We start from the raw sequence: 22101 nt of genomic DNA, 5'->3' as shown, positions 1-22101 counted from the left end.
TCAGGCTTCCACGACCTGAGGTAGCCACTGTTGCTGGGGAATCGGCAAGTGGCAGGAATCGCCACGGCCGATCGGGTAGTACTGGAAGCCTTTGCGCGCCAGGCGTTCACCGTCGTACAGGTTGCGGCCGTCGAAGATCACCGGGGTTTTCAGACGCTGGTGGATCAGGTCGAAGTCCGGCGCCTTGAACTGCTGCCATTCGGTGCAGACGATCAGCGCATCGGCGCCGACCAGCGTGGATTCCGGCGTGCCCATCAGCATCAGCCGCTCTTCGTCACCGTAGATGCGCTGGGTTTCCTGCATGGCTTCCGGGTCGAACGCACGGACGTTGGCGCCGGCAGCCCACAGGGCTTCCATCAGCACGCGGCTGGGCGCATCGCGCATGTCATCGGTGTTGGGCTTGAACGCCAGGCCCCACAGGGCAAAGGTCTTGCCGCGCAGGTTGCCCTTGAAGAACGCATTGATACGGTCGAACAGCTTGCTCTTCTGGCGCTGGTTGATGGCTTCCACGGCTTCCAGCAGGTCGCTGGAGCAGTTGGCCTGCTTGGCGCTGTGGATCAAGGCACGCATGTCCTTGGGGAAGCACGAGCCGCCGTAGCCGCAACCGGGGTAGATAAAGTGGTAGCCGATGCGCGAGTCGGCGCCGATACCCAGGCGCACGGCTTCGATGTCGGCGCCCAGGTGTTCGGCCAGCTCGGCGATCTGGTTGATAAAGCTGATCTTGGTGGCCAGCATGCAGTTGGCGGCGTATTTGGTCAGCTCGGCGCTGCGCAGGTCCATGAAGATGATACGGTCATGGTTGCGGTTGAACGGCGCGTACAGGTCGCGCATCACATCGCGCACTTCTTCACGCTCGCAACCGATGATGATGCGGTCCGGACGGCGGCAGTCGGAAACGGCAGAGCCTTCCTTGAGGAATTCCGGGTTGGAGACAATATCGAACTCCAGATGCCGGCCGGCAAGGCGCAGGGATTTTTCGATGTGGGCGCGCAGGGTGTCGCCGGTGCCCACGGGCACGGTGGATTTTTCCACCAGGATCACCGGGTCGATGCGGTGACGGGCTACCGCGTCGCCCACCGACAGCACGTACTTGAGGTCGGCCGAGCCGTCTTCATCCGACGGCGTCCCCACCGCGATAAACAGCACTTCGCCGTGTTCGACGGCGAGTTTTTCGTCAAAGGTGAAGTGCAGGCGCCCGCTCTCCAGGTTTTCCTTGACCATGGCCGCCAGCCCCGGCTCGAAGATGCTCACATGGCCTTGCTGCAGGAGCTTGACCTTGTTCTGATCGACGTCCATGCAGATGACATCGTGACCGACTTCGGCCAACACAGTGGCCTGCACCAGACCGACGTAACCACTACCAAATACACTGATTTTCATGGGGCATTCCTGGCGCTTGCAGCGCTAGCACGGCGAGAGTTAATGACCAGCACACCGAGGATGACCAAGGCCACCCCCAGGGTTTTCGAGAGCGAAAAATGTTCGTTGAACACCGGCAGGCTGGCGGCCAGCAGGTACACCAGCGCGTAGCTGATGCTCAGCAGCGAATAGGCACGGCCCAGGGGCAGGTGCTTGAGGGCACCGAGCCAGCAGAGCATCGACAGCGCGTAGGCGAGGATCGCCAGGCTCACCACGCCCAACGCGGCGAAGTCGATGGCGTTGCTGTTGAACGCTGTCAGCCATTCGGTGGGCAAGGGCAGGCGCGTCATGCTCCAGCGCATGCCCAGTTGGGCGGCGCTGACCAGGCCAACGCTGCCCAGGGCCAGGGCAAAACCACGCACGCGGCTCATACCTGGCGCCCCAACAGCACCACACCGGCGATTACCAGCACCACGCCCAGCCAATGCCGTGTGTCGATGTGTTCCTTGAACACAAAGCGCGCTACCAGCGTGACCAGGACAAAATTGAGGCTGAGCATCGGATAGGCGATGCCGACTTCCAGGCGCTGCAACACCAGCAACCACACCAACAGGCCAAAACCCAGGCACAGCAGGGCAGACCATAACCACGGCGAGCGCAGCTTCAGCGCCCAACCGTCGGGCTGGTCGCGCCAGCCCTCCACGGCGAACTTTTGCGAGACCTGGCCCATGCACGTCAGCAGGCAGGCGGCCAACAACAGGCACAGTGTGATCATGGCGCAACCTGCGGGAACACCAGGATCACGATATTGCCTTGCTCGTAGCGCTTGCCGTCTTTGGGCAGCAAGTCCACTTCGGCGATTTCGTCGTCACCCTTGACGCGCATCACCACACCGACCGCGCCGTGTTTACGCGCGTCGCTCATCCATTGCTGGACCTGCGTGGTGTCGACCTTGTGATGGGCCGCATCGTCGAAGGCCAAGCCATATTTCACTTCGCCGACGGTGTTATAGAGGGTCACGTCCGGGCGCTTGACGCGCCACGCCAGGGCGGAGGCCGCGCCGAGGTCGTTGCTGAGCAAGGCGCTGGTCTGGCTCAGCTCCTGGAGGTGATCGATGATGAACTGGTCCGGGGTCTTGTTATAAACCACCGAGTGGGGCAATGCGGCCGGGACCAACGCCACCAGCAACCAACTGCCGACCACCGGCGCCGCCCACAAGCGCAGCGGGCGCGACGCTTGCAGCAGGTTGGCAACGATCCAACCGAACAGGAAGACAAACACCAGCACCAGGCTGAGGGTTTCACTGCCGTGCTCATACACCGGTTTTTTCAGTTGGAACCAGGTCAGCGCGAGCAAGGCCAGCATGCCGATTATCAGGTTGAGCCAGCCGTTGATGCGCAGCACACGACCGCGAGCCTGGGCGAGTTTGTCGGCCAGGGTGTGGCCCATCAACAACGCCAGCGGCAACAGGCACGGCATGATGTAAGAGGGCAACTTGCCTTTGGCCAGGCTGAAAAATGCCAGCGGCATCAGCAGCCACAGCAACAGGAAGGCGGTTTTCGCCGCACGCTTTTCCTGCCACGCCTGTTTCAGGGTGGAGGGCAACAGCGCAATCCACGGCAGGCAGAAGGCAATCAGCAGCGGCAGGTAATACCAGAACGGCTCGGCGTGCTGGGCATCGTCGCCGGCAAAACGCTGGATATGTTCATGCCAGAAGAAGAAGTTCCAGTAGTCCGGCTCCTGCAGGTGCACGGCCAGGGCCCACGGCAGGCTCACCACAATCGCCACGACCACGGCGACCAGGCCGTAACCGAGCAGTTCGCGAAAGCGCTTCTGCCAGATCGCGTAGGGCAGGGCGATCAACACCGGTAACAGCCACGCCAGGAAGCCCTTGGTCATAAAGCCCATGCCACAGGCAAAACCGAGCAGCGCCCAGGCTCCCAGGCGGCCGTTGCGGGTGGTGCTGTCGAAGCAGAACCACAGCGCAACGCCGGTCAGGTTGACCCAGAACGTGAACTGCGGATCGAGGTTGGCATAACCGCCCAAGGCCGCCACGCTGACAAAACTCATGTACAGCACGCTGCTGACCAGGCTTTTTTGCGGGTCATTCCACAGCCGGCGCGACACCAGGTACACCAGCAGGATGCTCAAGCCGGTGCTCAACGCCGACGCGAAGCGCACGCCAAACAGGTTTTGCCCGAAGATCGCCTGGCCCAGCGCGATCATCCAGTACCCGGCAGCGGGTTTTTCGAAGTAGCGAATCCCCATGAAGTGCGGCGAGGCCCACTTGCCGGTCAGCAGCATTTCCTGGCTGATCTGCGCGTAGCGGGTTTCATCCGGAATCCACAGACCATGGGTGGCCAGCGGCAACAGATAAAACACACCGAACGCCAACAGGAGCAGGGGCAAGGCCCAACGCCGGATCATGCCTGTTGCACTCCAAGCCAACCCTCACGGCCGCTCAATGCGCCGCGCACCAGGTGCTGCTGGGGCAGGCTGGTCAGGTCCGCGGGCAACAAATCGCCCAACGGTTTGAAATCGATGCCGCGCTGCCCTGCCTGGGCGAGCAACTGGCGAAAATCATTGGCCATCAGAATCCCTTCTACTTCTGCGTGGATCGTGTAGACGTTGAGCTTCGACTCGGCAAACCGGTCAAGAATGAAGCGGTTGAAGTCTTTGGCGGCCACCACCGGCCCGACGACTTCGTCGAAGGTCGGCAGGTCCACCGGAATTTGTGGCGTACCCGCGCTGCCATCGGCCAATGTCGGCCGAAACAGGCTGGTACCCCGGCAATCGCTGTTGTAGCGAAAGTTAAAACCTTGCTTGGCTTGCACCACCCGCTCGTCGGCGCGCCAACCGGCGGCTGCCGAACAGTCGATGCGTTCGCCCAGGATGTCGCTCAAGGTCTCCACGCCGCGTCGAATCTGCTCGACCAGCTGTGCATCGCTCCAACGCCCGGTGTTGGCCTGCCAGCCGTGGTGATCCCAGGCGTGCAGGCCGACTTCATGCCCCGCCGCCTTAGCCTGGCGCATCAAGTGCCCCAGGTCACGGCCGATCGGCTTGCCCGGCCACGCGGTGCCGGCGAGCAGGATGTCCCACCCGTACAGGCCGGCGGCGTTGGAACGCAGCATCTTCCACAGGAACTGCGGGCGGATCAGGCGCCACAAGTGGCGCCCCATGTTGTCCGGCCCGACGCTGAAGAAGAACGTCGCTTTTACCCCGGCCTCATCCAGGGATTCGAGCAACCGTGGCACACCTTCACGGGTGCCACGATAGGTGTCGACGTCGATGCGCAAGCCTGCCTTCATTACTTTTTGTCCGCGATTTCGAGCATGGCTTCACGCAGGAAGAAGTCCAGCGTGTTGCCGATGGTTTCGCTCATTTCCACGGTCGGCTCCCAGTTCAGCAGGCGCTTGGCGTTTTCGATGCTTGGCTTGCGGTGTGCCACGTCCTGGTAACCGGTGCCGTAGAACGCCTTGCTTTCTACATCGCGGAAACCGGCGAACGGCGGGAAGTTACTGCGCAGTGGGTGCGCTTCGAACTGACGCAGCAGCTCTTCGCCCAACTGACGGATGCTGGCTTCGTTTTCCGGGTTGCCGATGTTGATGATCTGGCCGTTGCAAACATCGTTGTCGTTATCGATGATGCGCGCCAGGGCTTCGATACCGTCGGCGATGTCGGTGAAGCAACGCTTCTGCTCGCCACCGTCGAACAGGCGGATCGGCGTACCTTCCACCAGGTTCAGGATCAGTTGGGTGATCGCACGGGAGCTGCCGATACGTGCCGAGTCCAGGCGGTCCAGGCGCGGGCCCATCCAGTTGAACGGACGGAAGAGGGTGAAGTTCAGGCCCTTGGCGCCGTAGGCCCAGATCACGCGGTCCAGCAGTTGCTTGGAGACCGAGTAGATCCAGCGCTGCTTGTTGACCGGGCCGACCACCAGGTTGGAGGTATCTTCGTCGAAATACTGGTCCTGGCACATGCCATAGACTTCGGAGGTCGACGGGAAGATCACGCGCTTGTTGTACTTGACGCAGTAGCGCACCAGCTTGAGGTTTTCTTCGAAGTCCAGCTCGAACACGCGCAGCGGGTTACGGGTGTACTCGATTGGCGTGGCGATGGCCACCAGCGGCAGGACCACGTCGCACTTCTTGATGTGGTACTCGATCCACTCGGTGTGGATGCTGATATCGCCTTCGACGTAATGGAAGTTCGGGTGGCTGCGCAGGCGCTCGATGGCGTCGGAGCCGATGTCCAGGCCGTAGACTTCATAACGGTCATCACGCAGCAGGCGCTCGGACAGATGGTTACCGATAAAACCGTTCACACCGAGGATCAGCACGCGGGTACGGCGCGGCTTGCGGCCGGACTCGGCACCGCGCAGCACGGAGCCGTCGACCAGGCCCAGTTCGTTGGCCAGGGACGGACCGGCCAGGTACAGGCCGTTGTCGTTGCGCTGGCCGAACTTGACCACCAGGGAGTCTTCACCGCAGGCGATGCGCAGCGGGTTGACGCTGATCACACGGCCCGGCGCCAGGCCTTCGTTGCCCTTGACCACTTCGGCTTGCCAGACGATGAGCTTGTGCTCACCGACAGAGCAGAAGGCGCCCGGGTACGGTTGAGTCACCGCACGCACGAGGTTGAACAGTTCTTCAGCCGGTTTTTTCCACTCCAGCTTGCCGTCGGCGGCCGTGCGGCGACCGAAGCAGGTGGCCTGGCTTTCGTCCTGGGCCGTTTCAGTCAGCTTGCCCGCCGCCAGTTGCGGCAGGGCGTCGCGCAGCAGGCTGGTCGCCGCATCACGCAATTTGGCGTGCAGGGTCAGGCCGGTGTCAGTGCGCTCGATCACAACTTTTTGCTGGGCCAGGATCGCGCCGGCATCGGCGCGCTTGACCATGCGGTGCAGGGTCACGCCGGTTTCGGTTTCGCCGTTGACCAGCACCCAGTTGGCCGGGGCACGGCCACGGTATTTAGGCAGCAGCGAGCCATGCAGGTTGAACGCGCCTTTGCTGGCGGTGGCCAACAGCGGCTCGCTCAGCAGGTTGCGGTAGTAAAAGGAGAAAATGTATTCCGGGTTCAGCTTGGCAATGCGCTCGATCCACAGCGGGTGGTTGGCATCTTCCGGGGCGTGCACTGGGATGCCGTTGCGGGCGCACAGTTGGGCGACGGAACCGTAGAAATTGTTTTCCTTGGGGTCATCGGCATGGGTGAACACGGCAGCAATTTCGTAGCCCGTGTTGAGCAGTGCTTCGATGCCTGCACAACCAATATCGTGGTACGCGAATACAACAGCTTTTGAACTCATGACTGAACCTGATCGGCAGAAGTGGAGGTATGGGAGGAGGCAAGGCCGTCAACGACGACGACCGGGGCCGGTGCTGCCGGTGTGTTGCGCAGCACTTTTTCGATAAAGAAGCGTGGGCGGGCGCGCACGTCGCTGTACATGCGGCCCAGGTATTCACCCAGCAGGCCCATGCCGATGAACTGGCCGCCGGTGAATACGAACAACACCGCGAACAGTACGAACATGCCATCGCCAGCCCATTGGGCACCGAAGGCCAGGCGCAGGATGATCAGCGCGAAGGCGAACAGCACGCCCAGGCCCGCGAGGCTGAAGCCGACAATGGACAACAGGCGCAACGGGGTGGTGGTCATGCAGGTCAACAGGTCGAACATCAGGCTGATCAGGCGCATGGCGCTGTATTTCGATTCGCCGTGTTCACGCTCGGCGTGGTGCACCAGGATCTCGGTGGTGTGACGGGCAAAGCCGTTGGCCAGGATCGGGATAAAGGTGCTGCGCTCGCGGCAGGCGAGCATGGCGTCGACGATGGTGCGGCGGTAAGCGCGCAACATGCAGCCGTAGTCGCTCATGGCCACGCCGGTGGAGCGTTGCACGGCGAGGTTGATCAGGCGCGAAGGCCAGCGGCGAAACGCCGAGTCCTGGCGGTTGTTACGCACGGTGGCGACCACGTCGTAGCCCAGGGCGGCTTGTTCCACCAGGCGTGGGATTTCTTCAGGAGGGTTCTGCAGGTCGGCGTCGAGGGTAATCACCACTTCGCCCCGGCACTGCTCGAAACCGGCCATGATCGCCGCATGCTGCCCGTAGTTGCGATTGAGGATTACCGCCACCACGTTGCTGCCGTCTTCAGCGGCGGCGTCTTCGAGCATTTGGGCGGAGTTGTCGCGGCTACCGTCATCCACCAGGATGATTTCGTATTCGTAGGCCAGTTGCTTGCAAGCCGCCGTCGTGCGACGCAGCAATTCAGGCAGGCTTTCTTGTTCGTTGTAGACCGGGATAACGATCGACACGCAATGAATAGGGTAGGGTTTCAAAGATTCATGACCTCAGGGTTAGAGCAACTTGGAGCGTAAGACAACAGCAATCAATGGCCGAACAGGCAGGCGCTTGGTTAAACCTGGCGTGGATTTGGGATGTTCATCCGACCGTCCTGGTAGGCTATTGGGGGCTTCCATGGACATTAGGGAGTAAAGCCAAAAAATCATAAAGGTAAAGTGGAATCAACGAGTTAGTTGGCACAGCGCGGTTCGTTCTCAAGTCCTGGGCCCAAGATTAAGCGTAAAAATGTTGAACGAATATGAAAGCCAGATGAAAAACTCGTTTATTTGACAGGTAGACAGCTAGTGTTCAGCTAAACAACTAAGCCATTGAGGGCATTATTTATTGGGCGAAACAGGAACGGTTTGCATGTTGCAGGCCGGGTTTGAAGGACGCTCATTGCTGGATCGTGCCGCGCGACTGCCCGCTGCGCATTTATATTGAAGAATCTTCTCTGCATTGGCCCTCAAGTGCCGGTAAAGTAAGCCATCTCTTGCCAGGGTACTCGGATGAACAGCGTGCAGCGTATAGGCGGCCAATGGCGGCCCGTTTTGATCGGATTGTTGATGACAGTGGCCTGCGTCACGACCGCACGCGCAGATGATGGCGTGGCACTTACCGCACTCGCTCAAGTGCCTGAGGGTGTTGAAGTGCGCGGCCGGCAGGTCGCCGCCTATACCTGGGACGACCGTCAGGGCAAGAACCTGCTGGTGCTCTCCGAGCAAGTCAGTGAGCGCGAGGATGATGGTACCCAGTCGGCATTTGTCTACGCGGCCCACTACCTGATCGACGGTGACCGCCCCAAGCGCATGTGGATGCTCTACGACGACGTACAGCATTGCCAGTTCGATGCGGCGCTGCGCTTCGACATGGCCGCGACCAAGGTCACCGATCTCAATGGCGATGGCCTCACCCAGACCACGGTGGGCTATTCGCGCACCTGCACCAGCGATGTCAGCCCCAATGAATTCAAGCTCATCATGCATGTCGGCAAGTCGCAGAAGTACCGTCTGCGCGGGGTCGACCGGGTGGGCGCAGCCTGGTGGGACGAAGAAGCCGGGGGCCTGCGTGGCATGCCGCTGCCCAAGGATTGCAGCGTGGCCGCGCAGCAGGCGCTGGTCAGCCAGTACAAGGAGCAGGGCACCGAACTGCCGTTGCCGGGTTGCTATGGGGATGAGAAGGATTTTGCCAAGGCGCCGGATGCCTATCTCGCATTCATGCGCCAGCACTGGTTCGCGTTGATGCAGAAACAGGACGCCGAATGGAGCCAGGCCCAGACCCAGCCCCCGGAACCGGTCGAGGATGACGAAACAGCCCCGTGATTTGGCGCCACGGCCGCGGGTGCGTTAGACTCGCGACTGCCAATTCACTAAATACCTCGATTAAACAAAGGGTTGGACGAGGTATTTAATCCAAAGGCTGATTTACCTTGACTGAGTCTATCCGCAATCCGCTGACCCTCTACCTCACCCGCCTGGCCCCCTCCAGCCAACTGACCATGCGCTACGTGCTGCAGGATGCCGCCGACCGCCTGGGCTTCGAGGACATCAACCTCGAAGACATCGACTGGCACCTGCTGCAACCCGAACATGTCATCGCCCTGGTCGCTGCATTGCGCGAGGACGGCTATGCGCCGAATACCTCGTCGCTGTATGTGAATGCGGTGCGCGGGGTGATGAATGAAGCCTGGCGCATGAGCCTGATCAGCCAGGAACATCTGCTGAAAATGCGCACGGTCAAAGCCACACCTGGCACGCGCCTGGGCCAGGGCCGCAACCTGCGTCGTACCTTGATCCGCGAAATGATGGAAGTCTGCGCCGCCGATCCGCGCCCCCAGGGCCTGCGGGATGCGGCAGTGATCGGCATCCTCTACGGCTCGGGCATGCGCAAGTCCGAGTCGGTCAACCTCGACCTCGCGCAGATCAACTTCGATGAGCGCAGCCTGCGGGTGATCGGCAAGGGCAATAAGGAGCTGGTCAAGTATGCCCCGGACTGGGCTTTCGCCAAGTTGCAGGCCTGGTTGGCCTTCAGGCGCGAACAGCTTAAGGAAGGCGAGCAGGACGATAGCTTTCTGTTCAACCGCATACGCCGGGGCAGCCATATCACCCGGGAACGTATCACCAAGCACGCGATTTACTACATCGCCCGCCAGCGCGGTGAGCAGGTGGGCGTAAAGATCATGCCCCACGATTTCCGTCGCTCGTTCATTACGCGAGTGATTGAGGAGCATGACCTGTCGATTGCGCAGAAACTCGCGCATCACACCAATATCCAGACCACCGCCAGCTATGACGTGCGTGACGACAATGAGCGGCGGCGGGCCGTGGATCGGTTTGATTTGTAGGCGATCAGCGCCATTTTACAGAATAGGTTTGCCACCGGTGACCGCATAGCGCGACCCCGAGATATAGCTGGCTTCATCCGACGCCAGCAGCACATAAATCGGCGCCACTTCTACCGGTTGGCCGGGGCGGCCCAGCGGGGTTTCGCTGCCGAAGCTCTTCACGTCGTCGTCGGTCATGGTCGCCACGATCAACGGCGTCCAGATCGGCCCCGGTGCCACGCTGTTGACGCGAATGCCCTGGCTTCCCAGCAACTGCGCCAAGCCGCCGGTGAAATTGGCAATTGCACCCTTGGTGGCGGCATAGGCCAGCAGCGTCGGCTTAGGCATGTCGGAGTTGACCGAGCTGGTGTTGATGATCGAACTGCCGGCCTTCATATGCGGCAGCGCGGCCTTGCAAATGCGAAACATCGCGGTGATGTTGATATCGAAGGTCTTGACCCATTCCTCATCCTCGATCTCCTCGAGCGTTTCGTGGGTCATCTGGAACGCAGCGTTGTTCACCAGCACATCGATGCGCCCGAACTGTTCCACGGTCTTGTCGACCAGCGCCTGGCAGTTGGCTTTTTGCGCGATGTCACCGGGCAGCAAAAGGCACTGGCGGCCCGCTTCTTCAACCCAGCGTGCGGTTTCCCTGGCGTCTTCGTGTTCGTCCAGATAGGCGATGGCGACGTCGGCGCCTTCACGGGCAAATGCAATGGCCACCGCGCGGCCGATGCCACTGTCGGCACCGGTGATCAGGGCGATCTTGTTGGCCAGCCGACCAGAGCCTTTATAGCTCTGCTCCCCGCAGTCGGGGTACGGGTCCATTTTCTTCTGGGAACCGGGCACGGACTGGGGCTGGGCGGCGAACGGTGGGCGTGGGTAGTCAGTCATTTCAAACTCCATAGGTCTTGAAGGGTGCTATGGAATTAGTTGTTTTACCGCCTGCGATAGTTGTGATGGATCCCTTCAAGGCCCGACGAATGGTCACGAGATCGTCGGCGCCGATCAGGAGGAGGGTGGGGCGCTGGACAGCAAGTGCGCCGGCAGACGGCGCAAGGTCCACAGCGTGGTGAGCATCGCCGCGAGCGCACACAGCGCGATACCGATCAGCATCGGCGCCGGTGTGTGGTCGGCGAACACACCGACCAGGGTCATGGACACGGCTGCGGTGATCATCTGGATGGCACCCAACAGGGCGGAGGCAGAACCCGCCACAGCGCCATGGTCCTCCAGGGATAACACCCCGGCCGCCGGCAACAGCAGGCCAAGGAAACCGAAGCCGATAAACAGCAACGACATCATCACCGCCAGGCTATCGACCCATAGCGTGCTGGCGGCCAGCAGCACCATTACGACGGCTACCGCGACCACTGACCAACGAATCAGCGGCGCCAGGCCGAAACGCGCACTCAAGCGCGCAGTGAGTTGGCTCATGGCGAAAAACGACGCGGCGTTCAGGGCGAAACACAGGCTGAACTGGGTAGGCGTGAGGCCGAAATATTCGATGTAGACGAAGGGCGCACTGCCGATAAACACGAAGAACGTGGCCAGTCCGAACCCGCACACCACCGATAAACCGATGAACACCGGGTCCCGCAGCAGTGCGCCGTAGCTGCTGAACGCCGTGCCCAATGTCTTGCCCAGCCGGCGCTCGGCGGGGTGGGTTTCGGGCAGTTGCACCATCGTCATCACCATGCACAGCACCGCCACCACCGCGAGCACGGCAAACACTTCGCGCCAGCTCCACAGCGAGATCACCAGGCTGCCGGCCAGCGGCGCGAGAATCGGCGAAACACTCATCACCAGCATCAGCAAGGCCATCAGCCGCGCGGCTTCATGGCCGGTGTACAGGTCACGCACAATGGCGCGGGGGATTACCATCCCGGCACAGGCGCCGAACGCCTGCACGGCGCGAAAGCCAATCAGCACTTCAATCGTCGGCGCCAGCGCGCAGCCGATACTGCCCACGGCGAAGATCACCAGCCCCGCATAAATCGGCGGCTTGCGCCCGAACACATCACTGATCGGCCCGTAGAACAGCTGGCACACGCCGATGATCATGAAGAACACCGTCAGGCTCATCTGTACCGCTGCCGGCGAAGCGTGCAGGCTGGCGCCCAGGGTTGGCAGGGCGGGCAGGTAGATGTCGATGGCGAATGGGCCAACGGCGGTGATCAACCCCAGCAGCAGGGCGAGGTGGGCAATACTTCGAGACATACATGGTTCCGGGCGGAGCAAAGGTCGGTCAGCTTAAGGGATCTGCGCAGATCCTTAAACTTAGGCTTCAATAACAGGCAACGGGTGCCGATAACGGTACTAGTGACGCTCGAACGGTTGGGGCCCCAACCGGCGGTTCAGGGGATACAGGCATGACGATCAAATTACGCTTGATACTGTTGATTGCGACCGGTGTATTCGCGGCTTTGCTCATGAGCCTGGCCGGTTACCTGGGAAATACCCGGATGGCGAGCGCCGTGGAGGACAACGAGGTCAGCATGACGATCCTGCGCAACCATATGGAAGCCGACATGATGCACGACGCCCTGCGCGCCGATGTGTTGTCGGCCATGCTGGTGGGCCTGGGCAAAAGCACAAGTACCAAGGACGAGGTCAACAGCTCGCTGAAGGAGCATGCCGAGCATTTCCGTCAAGTGCTGGGTGACAACCTTAAGCTGCCGCTCAACGAGACGCTCAAGGCCAGCCTGGAAAAAATCCGGCCCAGTCTGGATACCTATATCAGTGCCGGCGAGCGCATCGTCGCCCTGGCGTTGGATAATCCCGAAGCCGCCCGTGGGGAGCTGGAGAGCTTCAACACCGCATTCAGTCGCCTGGAAGATCAAATGGCGGCCCTGAGTGAGTTGATCGAAACCAATACCCAGCAGACCGGCGCGGGCACACGGCAGACCATCAGCAACGCCAACATCACCCTGAGCGCGGTGTTGGTTGCCAGCCTGTTGCTGCTGTTGGCCCAGGGTCGCTGGGTCACCTTGAGCATCATGGGGCCGCTGCAGGCCGCCAGTCGCATTGCCGCGAGCATCGCCCGTGGCAACTTGAGCGAGCCGATTGTCGAACCCAAGCGCAATGACGAAGCCAGTTCTTTGATCCGCAGCCTCGCTACCATGCAGCGAGATCTACGCGGCATGATCGAAGTGGTGCGCAGCAACGCCCATGGCGTCAATGGCATGAGCGAACGCTTGAGCCAGGGCTGCCATGACGTTGCCGGCAGCAGTCAGCAGCAAAGCGCGGCGGCCAGCACCATGGCGGCAGCGGCCAGTGAAATGACCGCCAGTATCGAGGAAATCACCCGGCATGCCGGGCGCGCCCTGGACATGGCCAACCAGGCTGAAGCCTTGGCCAAGGATGGCGGCCGGGTGATCCACCAGGTGGTGAAGGACATGGATGGCATCGCTCGTTCAGCGCAGCAATCGGCCCAGGTCATTCGTACGCTGGACAAGGAGTCCGAGGCGATCTACAGCATTATCCAGGTGATCAAGGGGATCGCTGACCAAACCAACCTGTTGGCCCTGAACGCCGCGATTGAAGCCGCCCGCGCCGGCGAACAGGGGCGCGGCTTTGCGGTGGTCGCCGATGAAGTGCGCAGCCTCGCGGGCCGTACCAGTGCCTCGACCCAGGAAATTGCCAACATGGTCGGGCGTATCCAGCAGAACACCCGGGAAGCGGTGACCAGCATGGAGGAGGGCGTCACCCAAGTGGATAAAGGCATGGCGGTGACTGCGGAGGTGGAACGAGCGATCCGCGATATTCTGCAGGCCACCCTGAATACCACCGAGTTGGTGAATGACATCTCGCGCACCATCGGTGAACAGAGCCTGGCCAGCAACGAGATCTCCCACCAGGTAGAGATGATTGCCGGGATGTCGGAAAACAACAGCCGCATCATCGGCGAAACCGCCTCAACCACCGATCAGTTGGCAGGCCTGGCCGGCAAGTTGTCGCAGTCCGTGGATCGCTTCAGCCTGTAACTCAGCTCAACTGCCTGCGCGATTATCCGACCGCAGTGAGTGGTTACTGAGCTTCGCGCCGGCGCTTGGCGGCCTGTAGGGAAATCCCTGCAGGTTTCGCAAATCATTAGGGCAATATCAGGATTTCCTGATGGCTCTTTGCTATATGGCGAGCTAGAGTGATTGGAAGATTTAATCAAATCTTGATGTCTCCGGCCTCGGCTTAGGCCGCAGGACACTTCATACCTGTGGAGTGCACCATGAAAGTTCTAATCGCCGATGACTCATCCATGTCGCGCAAGATGGTCTTGCGCTCCCTGCCAGAATCACTGACCGAAGATGTTCGCCAAGCCTGTAATGGTGCCGAGGTGATGGAGGCCTACCACGCCGGGTTGGTCGATCTGCTTTTTCTCGACCTCACCATGCCCGTCATGGACGGTTTCCAGACCCTGGAGGCGCTCAAGCGCGAAGACGCCAATGTGGTTGTCGTGGTGATCAGCGCAGATATCCAGCCCCTGGCCAGGCAGCGCGTATTCGATCTGGGCGCGGCTGCATTCGTCGCCAAGCCGGTTACTTCAGAAGCCGTACTCAGTGCTTTGCACGTCATAGGAGTGCTTTGATGGAAACCTTGGCCGAGCTCACCGAAGACCAACGTGATGCCTTGCAGGAACTGATGAATATCGCCATGGGACAGGCGGCCGAGCGACTGGCCCTGCTGACCAATACCATGGTGACGCTTTCGGTTCCTTTTATTCACCCGCTGATCCGGGAACAAAATAACCTGGCGATTCCGGAGCATCTGCGCCGAAGCTTCATGATCGTCACCCGCCAGTCGTTCCTGGGGGAGCTGCGCGGAGAAGTGTTCGTGTGCTTTGGCTCCATGGGGGCAGATGAACTGGCCGAACTGCTGGGCTACAAGGGCGGCGGCCTGGCCCAGCAGGATGAGTTGATGCTTGATGTCACCAACATCCTGACCGGCGCCTGCATCAGTGGCCTGGCAAGGCAGGTGGCGACTCAAGTGAGTTATGACGCGCCATCCATTCTCGTCCACAGGGAACAGGAAGCGAATGCACTGGATGAATTGAACCTGAATGAACACCTTGCGATGGTGTTGGAAATCCGTTTCGAGGTTGAGGCTCATCAATTCTCCTGCGACTTGCTGATCTGCATCACTGAACGCACAGCAGGCGTTGTCGTTCGGGCCATCGATCGTTTGCTGGACGAGCTTTGAAGGGATCTCTCATGACAGACAGCAAGGCAATCTCCCGGGAAACCCTTGAGTCGATGCTCAAGGCCATCAACATGGGTGTGCTGCTGGTCGACCAGGACTGCAAAGTGCTGTTTTCCAATCACTTTATGTCCATCAACAGTGGCCGCAGCGCTGAAGAATTGGTCGGTCGTACGCTGTTTGAAGCCTTTCCGGAGCTACCGGAGGTCTGGACCCGGCAGAAGATCAACAGCGTCGTCACCCTGCAAAACTTTGCGTTCACTTCATGGCAGCAACGGCCGCACCTGTTCAATTTCGAAAGCACCCGGCCCATCAGTGGCATGGTCCGGCTCATGTATCAGAACTGCACCTTTTTCCCCGTGCAGGACGCCGATGGCAGCAATCTTGGCGTGGGCTTGGCCATCAGTGACACGACTGACACGGCTGCCCGCCAACTCGAGTTGACGCACCTCAACAAGCTGCTGGAAGAAGAAAAGGGCGCCCAGGCGCTGCTTATCGCGCGGCTCGAAGATGCACAGGCGCAGTTGTTGCAGTCCGAGAAGATGGCGGCGATAGGGCAACTGGCTGCGGGCGTGGCCCACGAGATCAATAACCCGATCGGCTTTGTTTGCTCCAACGTCAACAGCCTGCGTCGTTATCTCGTGGACATCTTCGCGCTGCTCGAGGCTCATGAACAGGCGACAGACGAAGGACATGCCAATGCTCATCCCGAGCTGGCGATCATGCGCGACAAGATGGATTACACCTTCATGCGTCAGGACATCGACGACCTGCTTGCCGAGTCGGCCGACGGTCTTGACCGGGTCACCCGCATAGTCAAGGACCTGCGTGAGTTCTCCCATGTCGACAGTTACGAATGGCAGTTGGCCGATCTGCACAAGGGGCTCGATAGCACCCTCAACGTTATCTGGAACGAGATCAAGTTCAAGGCTCAGGTGATCAAATGCTACGGCGATGTCGAGCCCATCGAATGCATGGGCTCACAAATCAATCAGGTTTTCCTGAACTTGCTCATCAATGCCAGCCATGCCGTGGGCGCCGACGGCGAAATCACCATCAGTAGCGGGAGGGAAGACGGCGGAGTGTTCGTCGAGATCGCCGACAACGGTCATGGCATCCCCCTTGAAATCCAGAACCGGATATTCGAACCGTTCTTCACAACAAAACCGGTGGGCATGGGGTCGGGCCTTGGCCTGTCGTTGTCGTACAGCATCATGGTCAAGCACCATGGAAGGCTCACCGTCGAAAGCGAGCCGGGCAGGGGGAGTCGCTTCCGCGCGTGGTTACCACTACGCCAGCCCAAGACACAGGACGTCTCAACTTACGCCGCTGAAGGACGCTGATCATGGACACGCTCTCTTTCTGCGTAAAACGCTACACCGTCATGCTGGTGGATGATGAAGAAAGTATCCTCAACAGCCTCCGACGTTTACTGCGCTCAAAGCCTTACGACTTGCTCCTGGCCACGAGTGGGGCGCAGGCGCTGAGTCTTTTCGAACAACACCCTATAGACCTGATCGTCTGTGACGCGCGCATGCCGCACATGGACGGTCCGACCTTGCTGCGCGAGGTGCATAAGCGCAATCCGCACTGCATGAATATCCTGCTGACCGGTTATGCCGATATGAGCATGATTACCCAAGCGCTCAGCGACGGGTATATTTTCCGCTACATCAGCAAGCCCTGGAATGATGAAGAGCTGAAGCTCACTCTCGATCAGGCTCTGGAAATGAAGAGAGTGAGCGGTGATCGTCACGATCCGAATGTTCAGTCGACTATATAACTCAACTAAATAGTCATTTAGTTGAGTTATTCATTATTATTATATGATGAGGGCAGGGTAGTTCACCTGGCTATCTTCGGTAGGCATGCATCCTCAAGGAGCTCTGTTCAATGAAACACTTTCCAGGCTGGATGCTTGAAAGCGCCCATAGTTATCTCAAGGCTGCCGAGCTTCTAGACGCACAAAACCTCCCACATGTCTCCATGGTTAACGCAGCGATTGGCATGGAAATAGTGCTGAAAAGCTTCATTTCTGTACCAGACCAGCATCAAGATACGTCCGGTGAAACCTACACGATTGACGTTGATGCACTCAAAGCGGCTCACAAGCATCTTCAGTCAACCGGCAAGACGCCGGCCGATCAGCGTCGTGACGGTCACGATCTGTTGACCTTGTTTCATGCCGTGCCTGCAGACATTCGTAAAGCGTTGGCCCTGGACAGCCAGGAAGATTCGTTCGACCGGTACCGAGATGTTTTCACCAACAGCCGGTATCAGTACGAGTCGAGCAGCTGGAAGTTTTCTGATCCGGTGCTGATGAGGTTGCTGCGGTGGACGCTGGCCAACGTGGTTGGTTATCACAAGGAGCGCGGATCGCAGGATGCATTCATCGTGAGTTACATCGCCAAGCAGCAAGCTGGACCAGGCGATGCGTAAGAGGCAGTGCTTGCCTTCAAATCTGACCACCAGAGCCCCCCAGCCCCGCATAGGGCGCTTCGCATAATGTATATTATGTTAAATCATGTGCTAGGTTGTATGGGCTCGTAAGTCACTGATTCGACGGCGTGCATCTATAGGACTCTATAGTGTGACCCCCACTGGTTAATCGGAAACGTGGACAACTTATTCGGAAAACATTCCACGCCAACTGCGCCAATCGCGGTTTAAGTGGAAAGCCCTATGTTAATCCCCTGAAACCCTTGATCCCCAGGGGCTGGAGCGCAGCCAGCAAGCCATTGCGACCCGCAAAGGCTTCAGGTAGGCGGTCGCCAGTAACTGTCGCGCTCCAACGTCCAGGGCCGGCCCCTCTCCGCGCGCCCCACAACGGACTTGGATGTCGACCCAGCGACGTGACGCAGTCGGCAACGCGAGTCGACGTGCTGACCAGTGCACATGTAGCAGGCCCTCGCCACCAGAAAACGTTACGTACTCAGCAAATGCTCCGAGTTCCAGCGTGGATAACCCGGACAGCGTGCAAACCAGGGTGATGTCCGTCGTAGGCTCGCCATTCCCTGTGACATGGAAGTCCTCCAGTTCAAGCCGAAGGAAATCCGAGTCACGGGTCTGCAGGACGTGCCGGATGGCGTCGATTACTGCGGTCTTACCGGCATCATTCTCCCCTACAAGAGCAGTGACGCCCTGGTTAAAGTGGATCACAAAACCTGGAGTCAGATCGCCAAACTGCCGGAAATTACGTATAGACAGCGCTGAAAGGTACATACCAACTTCTCCCTAAGCCTGGCTTCCATCGGACTTTGGGCTTCCAAGCCGAAGGCAATGTGACTGGCTATATGCCACAGACTGGGGCAAGGCGCTATCTCGAGCAACTGCTATCTGTAATGGAGAGAAATGGATAATAGGAATTGTAGAGCGGTGGAAGTTGTTCAGGACGGTCAGTGATCGAAACGAAGGGCGGCAACCACAAGCCCCCTCAAGGAATGGAAAGGCCAATATGGTTCCAAGGAAGTCGAGAGCTGGTTGGCTCACCAAAGCACTTGAACCCGGTGACATCCAACTGACGCAAATACATGCGATTCCCTTCTGTTTTCTTATGTCCATGGTGACTTAAAGCCGGCTGTGTGGTGCCACTTCGATGCTGCAAGCAAATCGAGCAAATCGGCATCAATAGTGGCAACGCAGCATGTAGTCGGCAATCTCGCTTGCGCCATAGGCTCAGAAATGGCGTGTGCCGGCATCGTGGTGTCCCTAGATCACGAGGCTACATATTTGGTTTGTACCGCCTGGCCAGACGGAAACGAAGGTCGATCGACAGATTATTACCCTATGAACCCGGCTCAATTTACTAGGGACAATATCTGATCGCCGGATACGTAAGTCCCCAAGCAGCCCCCTGGGACAACACCGCCTAAGAAGTAGAGCTTCCTGCCGTCGTTTGGCGATCGTCGATAGCGGTTTTACCGTGCACTGTATATTTGTACGGCATCACAACAAATGCTCCTATGAACCACATTTCCTTCCCCCAACCACCAAAGCTAAACTACCCACCCTCCTCCATGTTTTGTCAGGTCGAGAATCCGGCGGCTTCCCATCCCGGCTGAGGATCATTATAAAGTCCCGATCTCGCTAGGTGACTTGGAAGACTTCAGGCCTCCACACGTGTAGTTAGGCATCACCACCAGCCATCTACACCAAGCACCTACGCATCACACCTCTAACCCGCGGCCACGCTGCACCAAATCTTCAGCTGCCGTCCCGCCATGGATTCCTGGCTGAAGCCGGTACGAAGCTCCTTCAGAACCAACGCCAGCGGATGACCTGATCGGAGCAGCCCATCCATGGCATGGAGTTGGTTCATGTAGTCGTGGGGTTTATCCAGCCGGTAATCCATGAGTTCATGAAGTTCATCAAGGGTGCAGCTTATGACCCCTGAGCAATTGGCTGCATTCAAGCTGTTGGCCAACCCTTGGGGATCGGTGTCCGGGAAATAGAAGACATTGGGCGTCTCCTCGGCCAGCATCGCCGCCGCAGCGGGTGAGAATTGTGGCGAACCCCTGAACACCCACGGAACTCCCGCGAGCTCTTCCGGCATTTTATAGAAATGAGCGCCCAAAAAAACCGCAAGGTTCTCGACCATCACGAATCGGTCAATGCCGGCCAGCAGATCGACGGGAAGTGCTAATGAGCCACCGGGTGGAATCATGTAGTGGGAGCCAGCCAAGTCCACCTTCCCTCTAGGGCTACTCACCAATGCCAACAACCGGCCGACAACCTCATTCGAAGCTTTTTCTACGCGAGTATGGCTCGCAAGCCCAATTCTTGAGCCTTCAACCCTCCTGGACTCAACTGGATCCCAGTTAGCTTTATCGATCAGGAGGCTTCTAAGTGCTTGACGGTCAGCGGGGCTCAGCAACAGCTTACTGCCACTGACTTCACCGATCCCATAGTCTCGGTGGATCGTCTTCCAAAGTTTGCCGAGCGCCACACTATCCAAGCCCATGCGCACGAGCGTGCTGATCATCTCTATAGTTCGCTTGCTGCGTAAAACGCTGTGATCGCTCATTCGCCGCGCCTTTTGATACGTAGGGTAAGGTCAGTCACGAGTTGGTTCGCGATGCCTCTGGGCATGGGCTCAGCTACTGGCTCAAGCACGTATCGCAGGGGTTTTTCAGTTTTCTGCGCAACCAGCACAAGGTTTCGGTAATAGGCATCAAGCGCGTAAAGCCAGACATTCACCCCGTATTCACTCTCGGCATTGTCCTCCCAATAACGGCTGGCGCTCTGCGGCACACGATGCTCTTTCAAATCCAAGAGCATGGCCTCCAAGTGCGGTTGAGCAAATGGAATGGGGGCCTCGACGACTTCCAGCTCGGTGGGGATCACGCGTGCTGCTGGCCGGGCCGCAAGATCTTCAACGGCTTTGCGCACCCTCGGAGCAGGCAACGAGTGGATGAGCAGCGCCATATCGTCAATCGCCTGGGAGTCTTCAACGGGAGGATGCAGATAGCCGCCTAGGGATAAGGGCGATGCGCATACCCACTCAGCAGCATCGGCCCGATCCAGAATGCCCTCAAGATCCGGAACATTACCAGCCTGGAGCCAGCTTTCGACTGCCAGAACCACTTGGCGCAATCGGTTACGTTTTCTTACCGTTACTCCCAACTGGTCGAGCCGGGTGATTAAGTCACCCAAGCGGGTGCGCTGGCGCATGATTGCACTATGAAGGGTTGTCAGCAGCAGCCGACGCAGTGTCCGGTCATTGTTACACCAGCCTGAAAGCTTGTCGTACTCAAAAGCGTCCAGCTTGTTGGACAGACGCTCCAGGCGTTCCACGGCTTGCCGGATGTCGCGCAGGCGGTCTTCAAACCGGGGCGAAAAGCCGTATCGGCCTTCGATGAACTCAGTCGTTGCTCGATGCTCATCGCGCAGGTGCGTCACGACCTGGCGCACGGCCAGCCAGATTGATCGCTGCTCCTTATCAGCATCGGCTAGGGATAAGTCCTTCGCTGCCAGATACCGCTCGCAAGCCTGCTCGATCTTGACCAGCAACTCTTCAAGATCCGGTGCGGATAGCTCGAAGCGTTGCGAACTGATTCGTACACCGAGGTCGATCAGGAGGGAGGAAGGGTGCAGGCTTCCTTCGAACTCATCGACCAGGTGCTGCTTGATCAGCCACATAATGCCCTGGGTCATCATTTCTGGCTTGGCGGTACCCTCCTCATCCGCCTGGACAATGGTTTCAAGGGTGGCGGCGTTTGCGACCAGGTGCTTTCCGAGCGTTGCCCAATCTTCGGCTCTCACAGGATGAACTCGCTCTGTGTGTCGGAGGCAGCATCGCTTTCGTCGTCGGGAACTAACTTCTGGTGCTCCACGATCCAGGACATGGCCCGATAGATATAGGTCATTTTGCCCGTGGCGACGAAGATGGATGATCCAACCCCTTTCCTGACCAGGAAGCCCGCCTCTTCCATGGTCTTGAGCACGACGGAGAGCTTCTCGCTGTGGCTGTCTCCACGCTTGGATTTGCGGAAGAAAGCGTGACCCGCAAGATCGCGCAATTGATCTCCACAAATCGAGCTGTTTTCAACTTGTGCCAGAAGCTGCGCGGTATGCACTTCCTCCCCAGGAGCCAGGCAGACGTCTCCCCTACCAGCCCGGGCACAGAGCTGGATGAATTCCACCACAGGCCAAATGGCGTCACGGATATGCTTGAATTCCTCAGCAGCGGCAATGCGATCATTCGCATAGGAGAGGCTCACGAAGCGCGAGAAAAACGCGCTTGGTTGCTCAATACTGCCCAGCCAGCCAAGTGTCCGACCCAATGGCTGCAGAGCCTGGTCGACAGCGCGGGCATAGCTGGCGTCACAGAGCTGGCTGTACAGCTCAGGACTTGAGTAGCGACAAATGAAGCGGCCGCCCAGCAGGCTTTCCAAAG

The 22101-nt window shown here is 59.1% G+C and carries 20 protein-coding genes and 3 pseudogenes; 10 read left to right on the top strand and 13 right to left on the bottom strand.

Going from position 1 to position 22101, the window contains the following annotated elements; genetic code table 11:
- The 7 genes from FIV39_RS10605 to arnC are packed head-to-tail and all read right to left on the bottom strand — an operon-like array spanning position 1 to position 7686.
- Positions 1 to 1380, bottom strand: coding sequence for a UDP-glucose dehydrogenase family protein (locus tag FIV39_RS10605; protein WP_090404082.1), 1380 nt, complete (start codon positions 1378 to 1380; stop codon positions 1 to 3).
- Positions 1377 to 1790 (bottom strand): 4-amino-4-deoxy-L-arabinose-phosphoundecaprenol flippase subunit ArnF, encoded by a 414-nt coding sequence (gene arnF / locus FIV39_RS10600; protein ID WP_090404084.1) that lies wholly within the window; start codon positions 1788 to 1790, stop codon positions 1377 to 1379. The genes FIV39_RS10605 and arnF overlap by 4 nt, the downstream gene beginning before the upstream one ends.
- Entirely contained in the window at positions 1787 to 2134 is a 348-nt protein-coding gene (gene arnE / locus FIV39_RS10595) for a 4-amino-4-deoxy-L-arabinose-phosphoundecaprenol flippase subunit ArnE (RefSeq protein WP_090404086.1), read from the bottom strand. Before arnE ends, arnF begins: the two co-directional genes overlap by 4 nt.
- Positions 2131 to 3786: a lipid IV(A) 4-amino-4-deoxy-L-arabinosyltransferase gene (arnT, locus tag FIV39_RS10590; protein ID WP_090404088.1), complete on the bottom strand. Its 1656-nt coding sequence runs from the start codon at positions 3784 to 3786 to the stop codon at positions 2131 to 2133. Before arnT ends, arnE begins: the two co-directional genes overlap by 4 nt.
- Positions 3783 to 4667, bottom strand: coding sequence for a 4-deoxy-4-formamido-L-arabinose-phosphoundecaprenol deformylase (arnD, locus tag FIV39_RS10585; protein WP_090404090.1), 885 nt, complete (start codon positions 4665 to 4667; stop codon positions 3783 to 3785). The genes arnT and arnD overlap by 4 nt, the downstream gene beginning before the upstream one ends.
- The gene (gene arnA / locus FIV39_RS10580) at positions 4667 to 6658 is read right to left on the bottom strand and encodes a bifunctional UDP-4-amino-4-deoxy-L-arabinose formyltransferase/UDP-glucuronic acid oxidase ArnA (protein ID WP_090404092.1); all 1992 of its coding nucleotides are present in this window, start codon (positions 6656 to 6658) and stop codon (positions 4667 to 4669) included. The genes arnD and arnA overlap by 1 nt, the downstream gene beginning before the upstream one ends.
- Positions 6655 to 7686, bottom strand: a complete 1032-nt coding sequence (gene arnC / locus FIV39_RS10575) for an undecaprenyl-phosphate 4-deoxy-4-formamido-L-arabinose transferase (RefSeq protein WP_090404094.1) — start codon at positions 7684 to 7686, stop codon at positions 6655 to 6657. Before arnC ends, arnA begins: the two co-directional genes overlap by 4 nt.
- A gap of 513 nt (positions 7687 to 8199) precedes the next feature.
- Here arnC and FIV39_RS10570 point away from each other — a divergent pair.
- Together FIV39_RS10570 and FIV39_RS10565 are read left to right on the top strand one after the other, a co-directional pair.
- A complete protein-coding gene (locus tag FIV39_RS10570) occupies positions 8200 to 9012 on the top strand; it encodes a M949_RS01915 family surface polysaccharide biosynthesis protein (RefSeq protein WP_090404096.1) in 813 nt (270 codons plus the stop codon).
- 107 nt (positions 9013 to 9119) lie between these two features.
- Positions 9120 to 10034, top strand: a complete 915-nt coding sequence (locus FIV39_RS10565) for a site-specific integrase (protein ID WP_027605855.1) — start codon at positions 9120 to 9122, stop codon at positions 10032 to 10034.
- 15 nt (positions 10035 to 10049) lie between these two features.
- Here FIV39_RS10565 and FIV39_RS10560 read toward each other — a convergent pair whose 3' ends face one another.
- Together FIV39_RS10560 and FIV39_RS10555 are read right to left on the bottom strand one after the other, a co-directional pair.
- Positions 10050 to 10907 (bottom strand): SDR family oxidoreductase, encoded by an 858-nt coding sequence (locus tag FIV39_RS10560; RefSeq protein ID WP_090404098.1) that lies wholly within the window; start codon positions 10905 to 10907, stop codon positions 10050 to 10052.
- A gap of 114 nt (positions 10908 to 11021) precedes the next feature.
- Positions 11022 to 12233 (bottom strand): multidrug effflux MFS transporter, encoded by a 1212-nt coding sequence (locus tag FIV39_RS10555; RefSeq protein WP_090404100.1) that lies wholly within the window; start codon positions 12231 to 12233, stop codon positions 11022 to 11024.
- A gap of 152 nt (positions 12234 to 12385) precedes the next feature.
- Here FIV39_RS10555 and FIV39_RS33895 point away from each other — a divergent pair.
- From FIV39_RS33895 to FIV39_RS10525, 7 genes and pseudogenes are all read left to right on the top strand, one after another.
- A pseudogene (locus FIV39_RS33895) lies at positions 12386 to 13141 on the top strand (MCP four helix bundle domain-containing protein); the annotation flags it as partial.
- The gene (locus tag FIV39_RS33890; RefSeq protein WP_390620696.1) at positions 13136 to 13999 is read left to right on the top strand and encodes a methyl-accepting chemotaxis protein; all 864 of its coding nucleotides are present in this window, start codon (positions 13136 to 13138) and stop codon (positions 13997 to 13999) included. The pseudogene FIV39_RS33895 and the gene FIV39_RS33890, both read left to right, overlap by 6 nt.
- A gap of 239 nt (positions 14000 to 14238) precedes the next feature.
- The gene (locus FIV39_RS10545) at positions 14239 to 14598 is read left to right on the top strand and encodes a response regulator (RefSeq protein ID WP_090404105.1); all 360 of its coding nucleotides are present in this window, start codon (positions 14239 to 14241) and stop codon (positions 14596 to 14598) included.
- Positions 14598 to 15209, top strand: coding sequence for a chemotaxis protein CheC (locus tag FIV39_RS10540; RefSeq protein ID WP_090404107.1), 612 nt, complete (start codon positions 14598 to 14600; stop codon positions 15207 to 15209). The genes FIV39_RS10545 and FIV39_RS10540 overlap by 1 nt, the downstream gene beginning before the upstream one ends.
- Before the next feature lie 53 nt (positions 15210 to 15262).
- Entirely contained in the window at positions 15263 to 16549 is a 1287-nt protein-coding gene (locus FIV39_RS10535; protein WP_244176316.1) for an ATP-binding protein, read from the top strand.
- A gap of 2 nt (positions 16550 to 16551) precedes the next feature.
- A pseudogene (locus tag FIV39_RS10530) lies at positions 16552 to 16959 on the top strand (response regulator); the annotation flags it as partial.
- Positions 16960 to 17099: 140 nt separating this feature from the next.
- The gene (locus tag FIV39_RS10525) at positions 17100 to 17645 is read left to right on the top strand and encodes a hypothetical protein (protein WP_090404114.1); all 546 of its coding nucleotides are present in this window, start codon (positions 17100 to 17102) and stop codon (positions 17643 to 17645) included.
- 246 nt (positions 17646 to 17891) lie between these two features.
- Here the strand turns inward: FIV39_RS10525 and FIV39_RS10520 are convergent, their stop codons facing one another.
- Positions 17892 to 18428, bottom strand: a complete 537-nt coding sequence (locus tag FIV39_RS10520) for an ATP-dependent nuclease (protein ID WP_090404117.1) — start codon at positions 18426 to 18428, stop codon at positions 17892 to 17894.
- A 176-nt stretch (positions 18429 to 18604) separates the two neighbouring features.
- On the opposite strand from FIV39_RS10520, the pseudogene FIV39_RS33365 reads away from it, so the two are divergent.
- Positions 18605 to 18707, top strand: a pseudogene (locus FIV39_RS33365) (transcriptional regulator); the annotation flags it as partial.
- 673 nt (positions 18708 to 19380) lie between these two features.
- On the opposite strand, the gene FIV39_RS10505 reads toward FIV39_RS33365, so the two are convergent.
- The 3 genes from FIV39_RS10505 to FIV39_RS10495 are packed head-to-tail and all read right to left on the bottom strand — an operon-like array spanning position 19381 to position 22099.
- Complete coding sequence (locus FIV39_RS10505) at positions 19381 to 20229, bottom strand: DUF7281 domain-containing protein (RefSeq protein ID WP_090404119.1); 849 nt, start codon at positions 20227 to 20229, stop codon at positions 19381 to 19383.
- A complete protein-coding gene (locus FIV39_RS10500) occupies positions 20226 to 21467 on the bottom strand; it encodes a hypothetical protein (protein ID WP_090404121.1) in 1242 nt (413 codons plus the stop codon). The genes FIV39_RS10505 and FIV39_RS10500 overlap by 4 nt, the downstream gene beginning before the upstream one ends.
- Positions 21464 to 22099, bottom strand: a complete 636-nt coding sequence (locus tag FIV39_RS10495; RefSeq protein ID WP_186731512.1) for a hypothetical protein — start codon at positions 22097 to 22099, stop codon at positions 21464 to 21466. The genes FIV39_RS10500 and FIV39_RS10495 overlap by 4 nt, the downstream gene beginning before the upstream one ends.
- Positions 22100 to 22101 lie beyond the last annotated feature (2 nt).

Source organism: Pseudomonas grimontii, assembly GCF_007858185.1.
Taxonomy (GTDB): domain Bacteria; phylum Pseudomonadota; class Gammaproteobacteria; order Pseudomonadales; family Pseudomonadaceae; genus Aquipseudomonas; species Aquipseudomonas grimontii.
The sequence above is the reverse complement of the archived record's forward strand: the minus strand, read 5'-3'. Positions and strand labels throughout refer to the sequence as shown.

Bases quoted from the DNA above. Each gene is read 5' to 3' on its own strand.
- FIV39_RS10605 (WP_090404082.1), bottom strand. From the start codon at position 1,380: ATGAAAATCAGTGTATTTGGTAGTGGTTACGTCGGTCTGGTGCAGGCC.
- arnF (WP_090404084.1), bottom strand. From the start codon at position 1,790: ATGAGCCGCGTGCGTGGTTTTGCCCTGGCCCTGGGCAGCGTTGGCCTG.
- arnE (WP_090404086.1), bottom strand. From the start codon at position 2,134: ATGATCACACTGTGCCTGTTGTTGGCCGCCTGCCTGCTGACGTGCATG.
- arnT (WP_090404088.1), bottom strand. From the start codon at position 3,786: ATGATCCGGCGTTGGGCCTTGCCCCTGCTCCTGTTGGCGTTCGGTGTG.
- arnD (WP_090404090.1), bottom strand. From the start codon at position 4,667: ATGAAGGCAGGCTTGCGCATCGACGTCGACACCTATCGTGGCACCCGT.
- arnA (WP_090404092.1), bottom strand. From the start codon at position 6,658: ATGAGTTCAAAAGCTGTTGTATTCGCGTACCACGATATTGGTTGTGCA.
- FIV39_RS10570 (WP_090404096.1), top strand. From the start codon at position 8,200: ATGAACAGCGTGCAGCGTATAGGCGGCCAATGGCGGCCCGTTTTGATC.
- FIV39_RS10560 (WP_090404098.1), bottom strand. From the start codon at position 10,907: ATGACTGACTACCCACGCCCACCGTTCGCCGCCCAGCCCCAGTCCGTG.
- FIV39_RS10555 (WP_090404100.1), bottom strand. From the start codon at position 12,233: ATGTCTCGAAGTATTGCCCACCTCGCCCTGCTGCTGGGGTTGATCACC.
- FIV39_RS33890 (WP_390620696.1), top strand. From the start codon at position 13,136: ATGCAGCGAGATCTACGCGGCATGATCGAAGTGGTGCGCAGCAACGCC.
- FIV39_RS10545 (WP_090404105.1), top strand. From the start codon at position 14,239: ATGAAAGTTCTAATCGCCGATGACTCATCCATGTCGCGCAAGATGGTC.
- FIV39_RS10540 (WP_090404107.1), top strand. From the start codon at position 14,598: ATGGAAACCTTGGCCGAGCTCACCGAAGACCAACGTGATGCCTTGCAG.
- FIV39_RS10535 (WP_244176316.1), top strand. From the start codon at position 15,263: ATGCTCAAGGCCATCAACATGGGTGTGCTGCTGGTCGACCAGGACTGC.
- FIV39_RS10525 (WP_090404114.1), top strand. From the start codon at position 17,100: ATGAAACACTTTCCAGGCTGGATGCTTGAAAGCGCCCATAGTTATCTC.
- FIV39_RS10520 (WP_090404117.1), bottom strand. From the start codon at position 18,428: ATGTACCTTTCAGCGCTGTCTATACGTAATTTCCGGCAGTTTGGCGAT.
- FIV39_RS10505 (WP_090404119.1), bottom strand. From the start codon at position 20,229: ATGAGCGATCACAGCGTTTTACGCAGCAAGCGAACTATAGAGATGATC.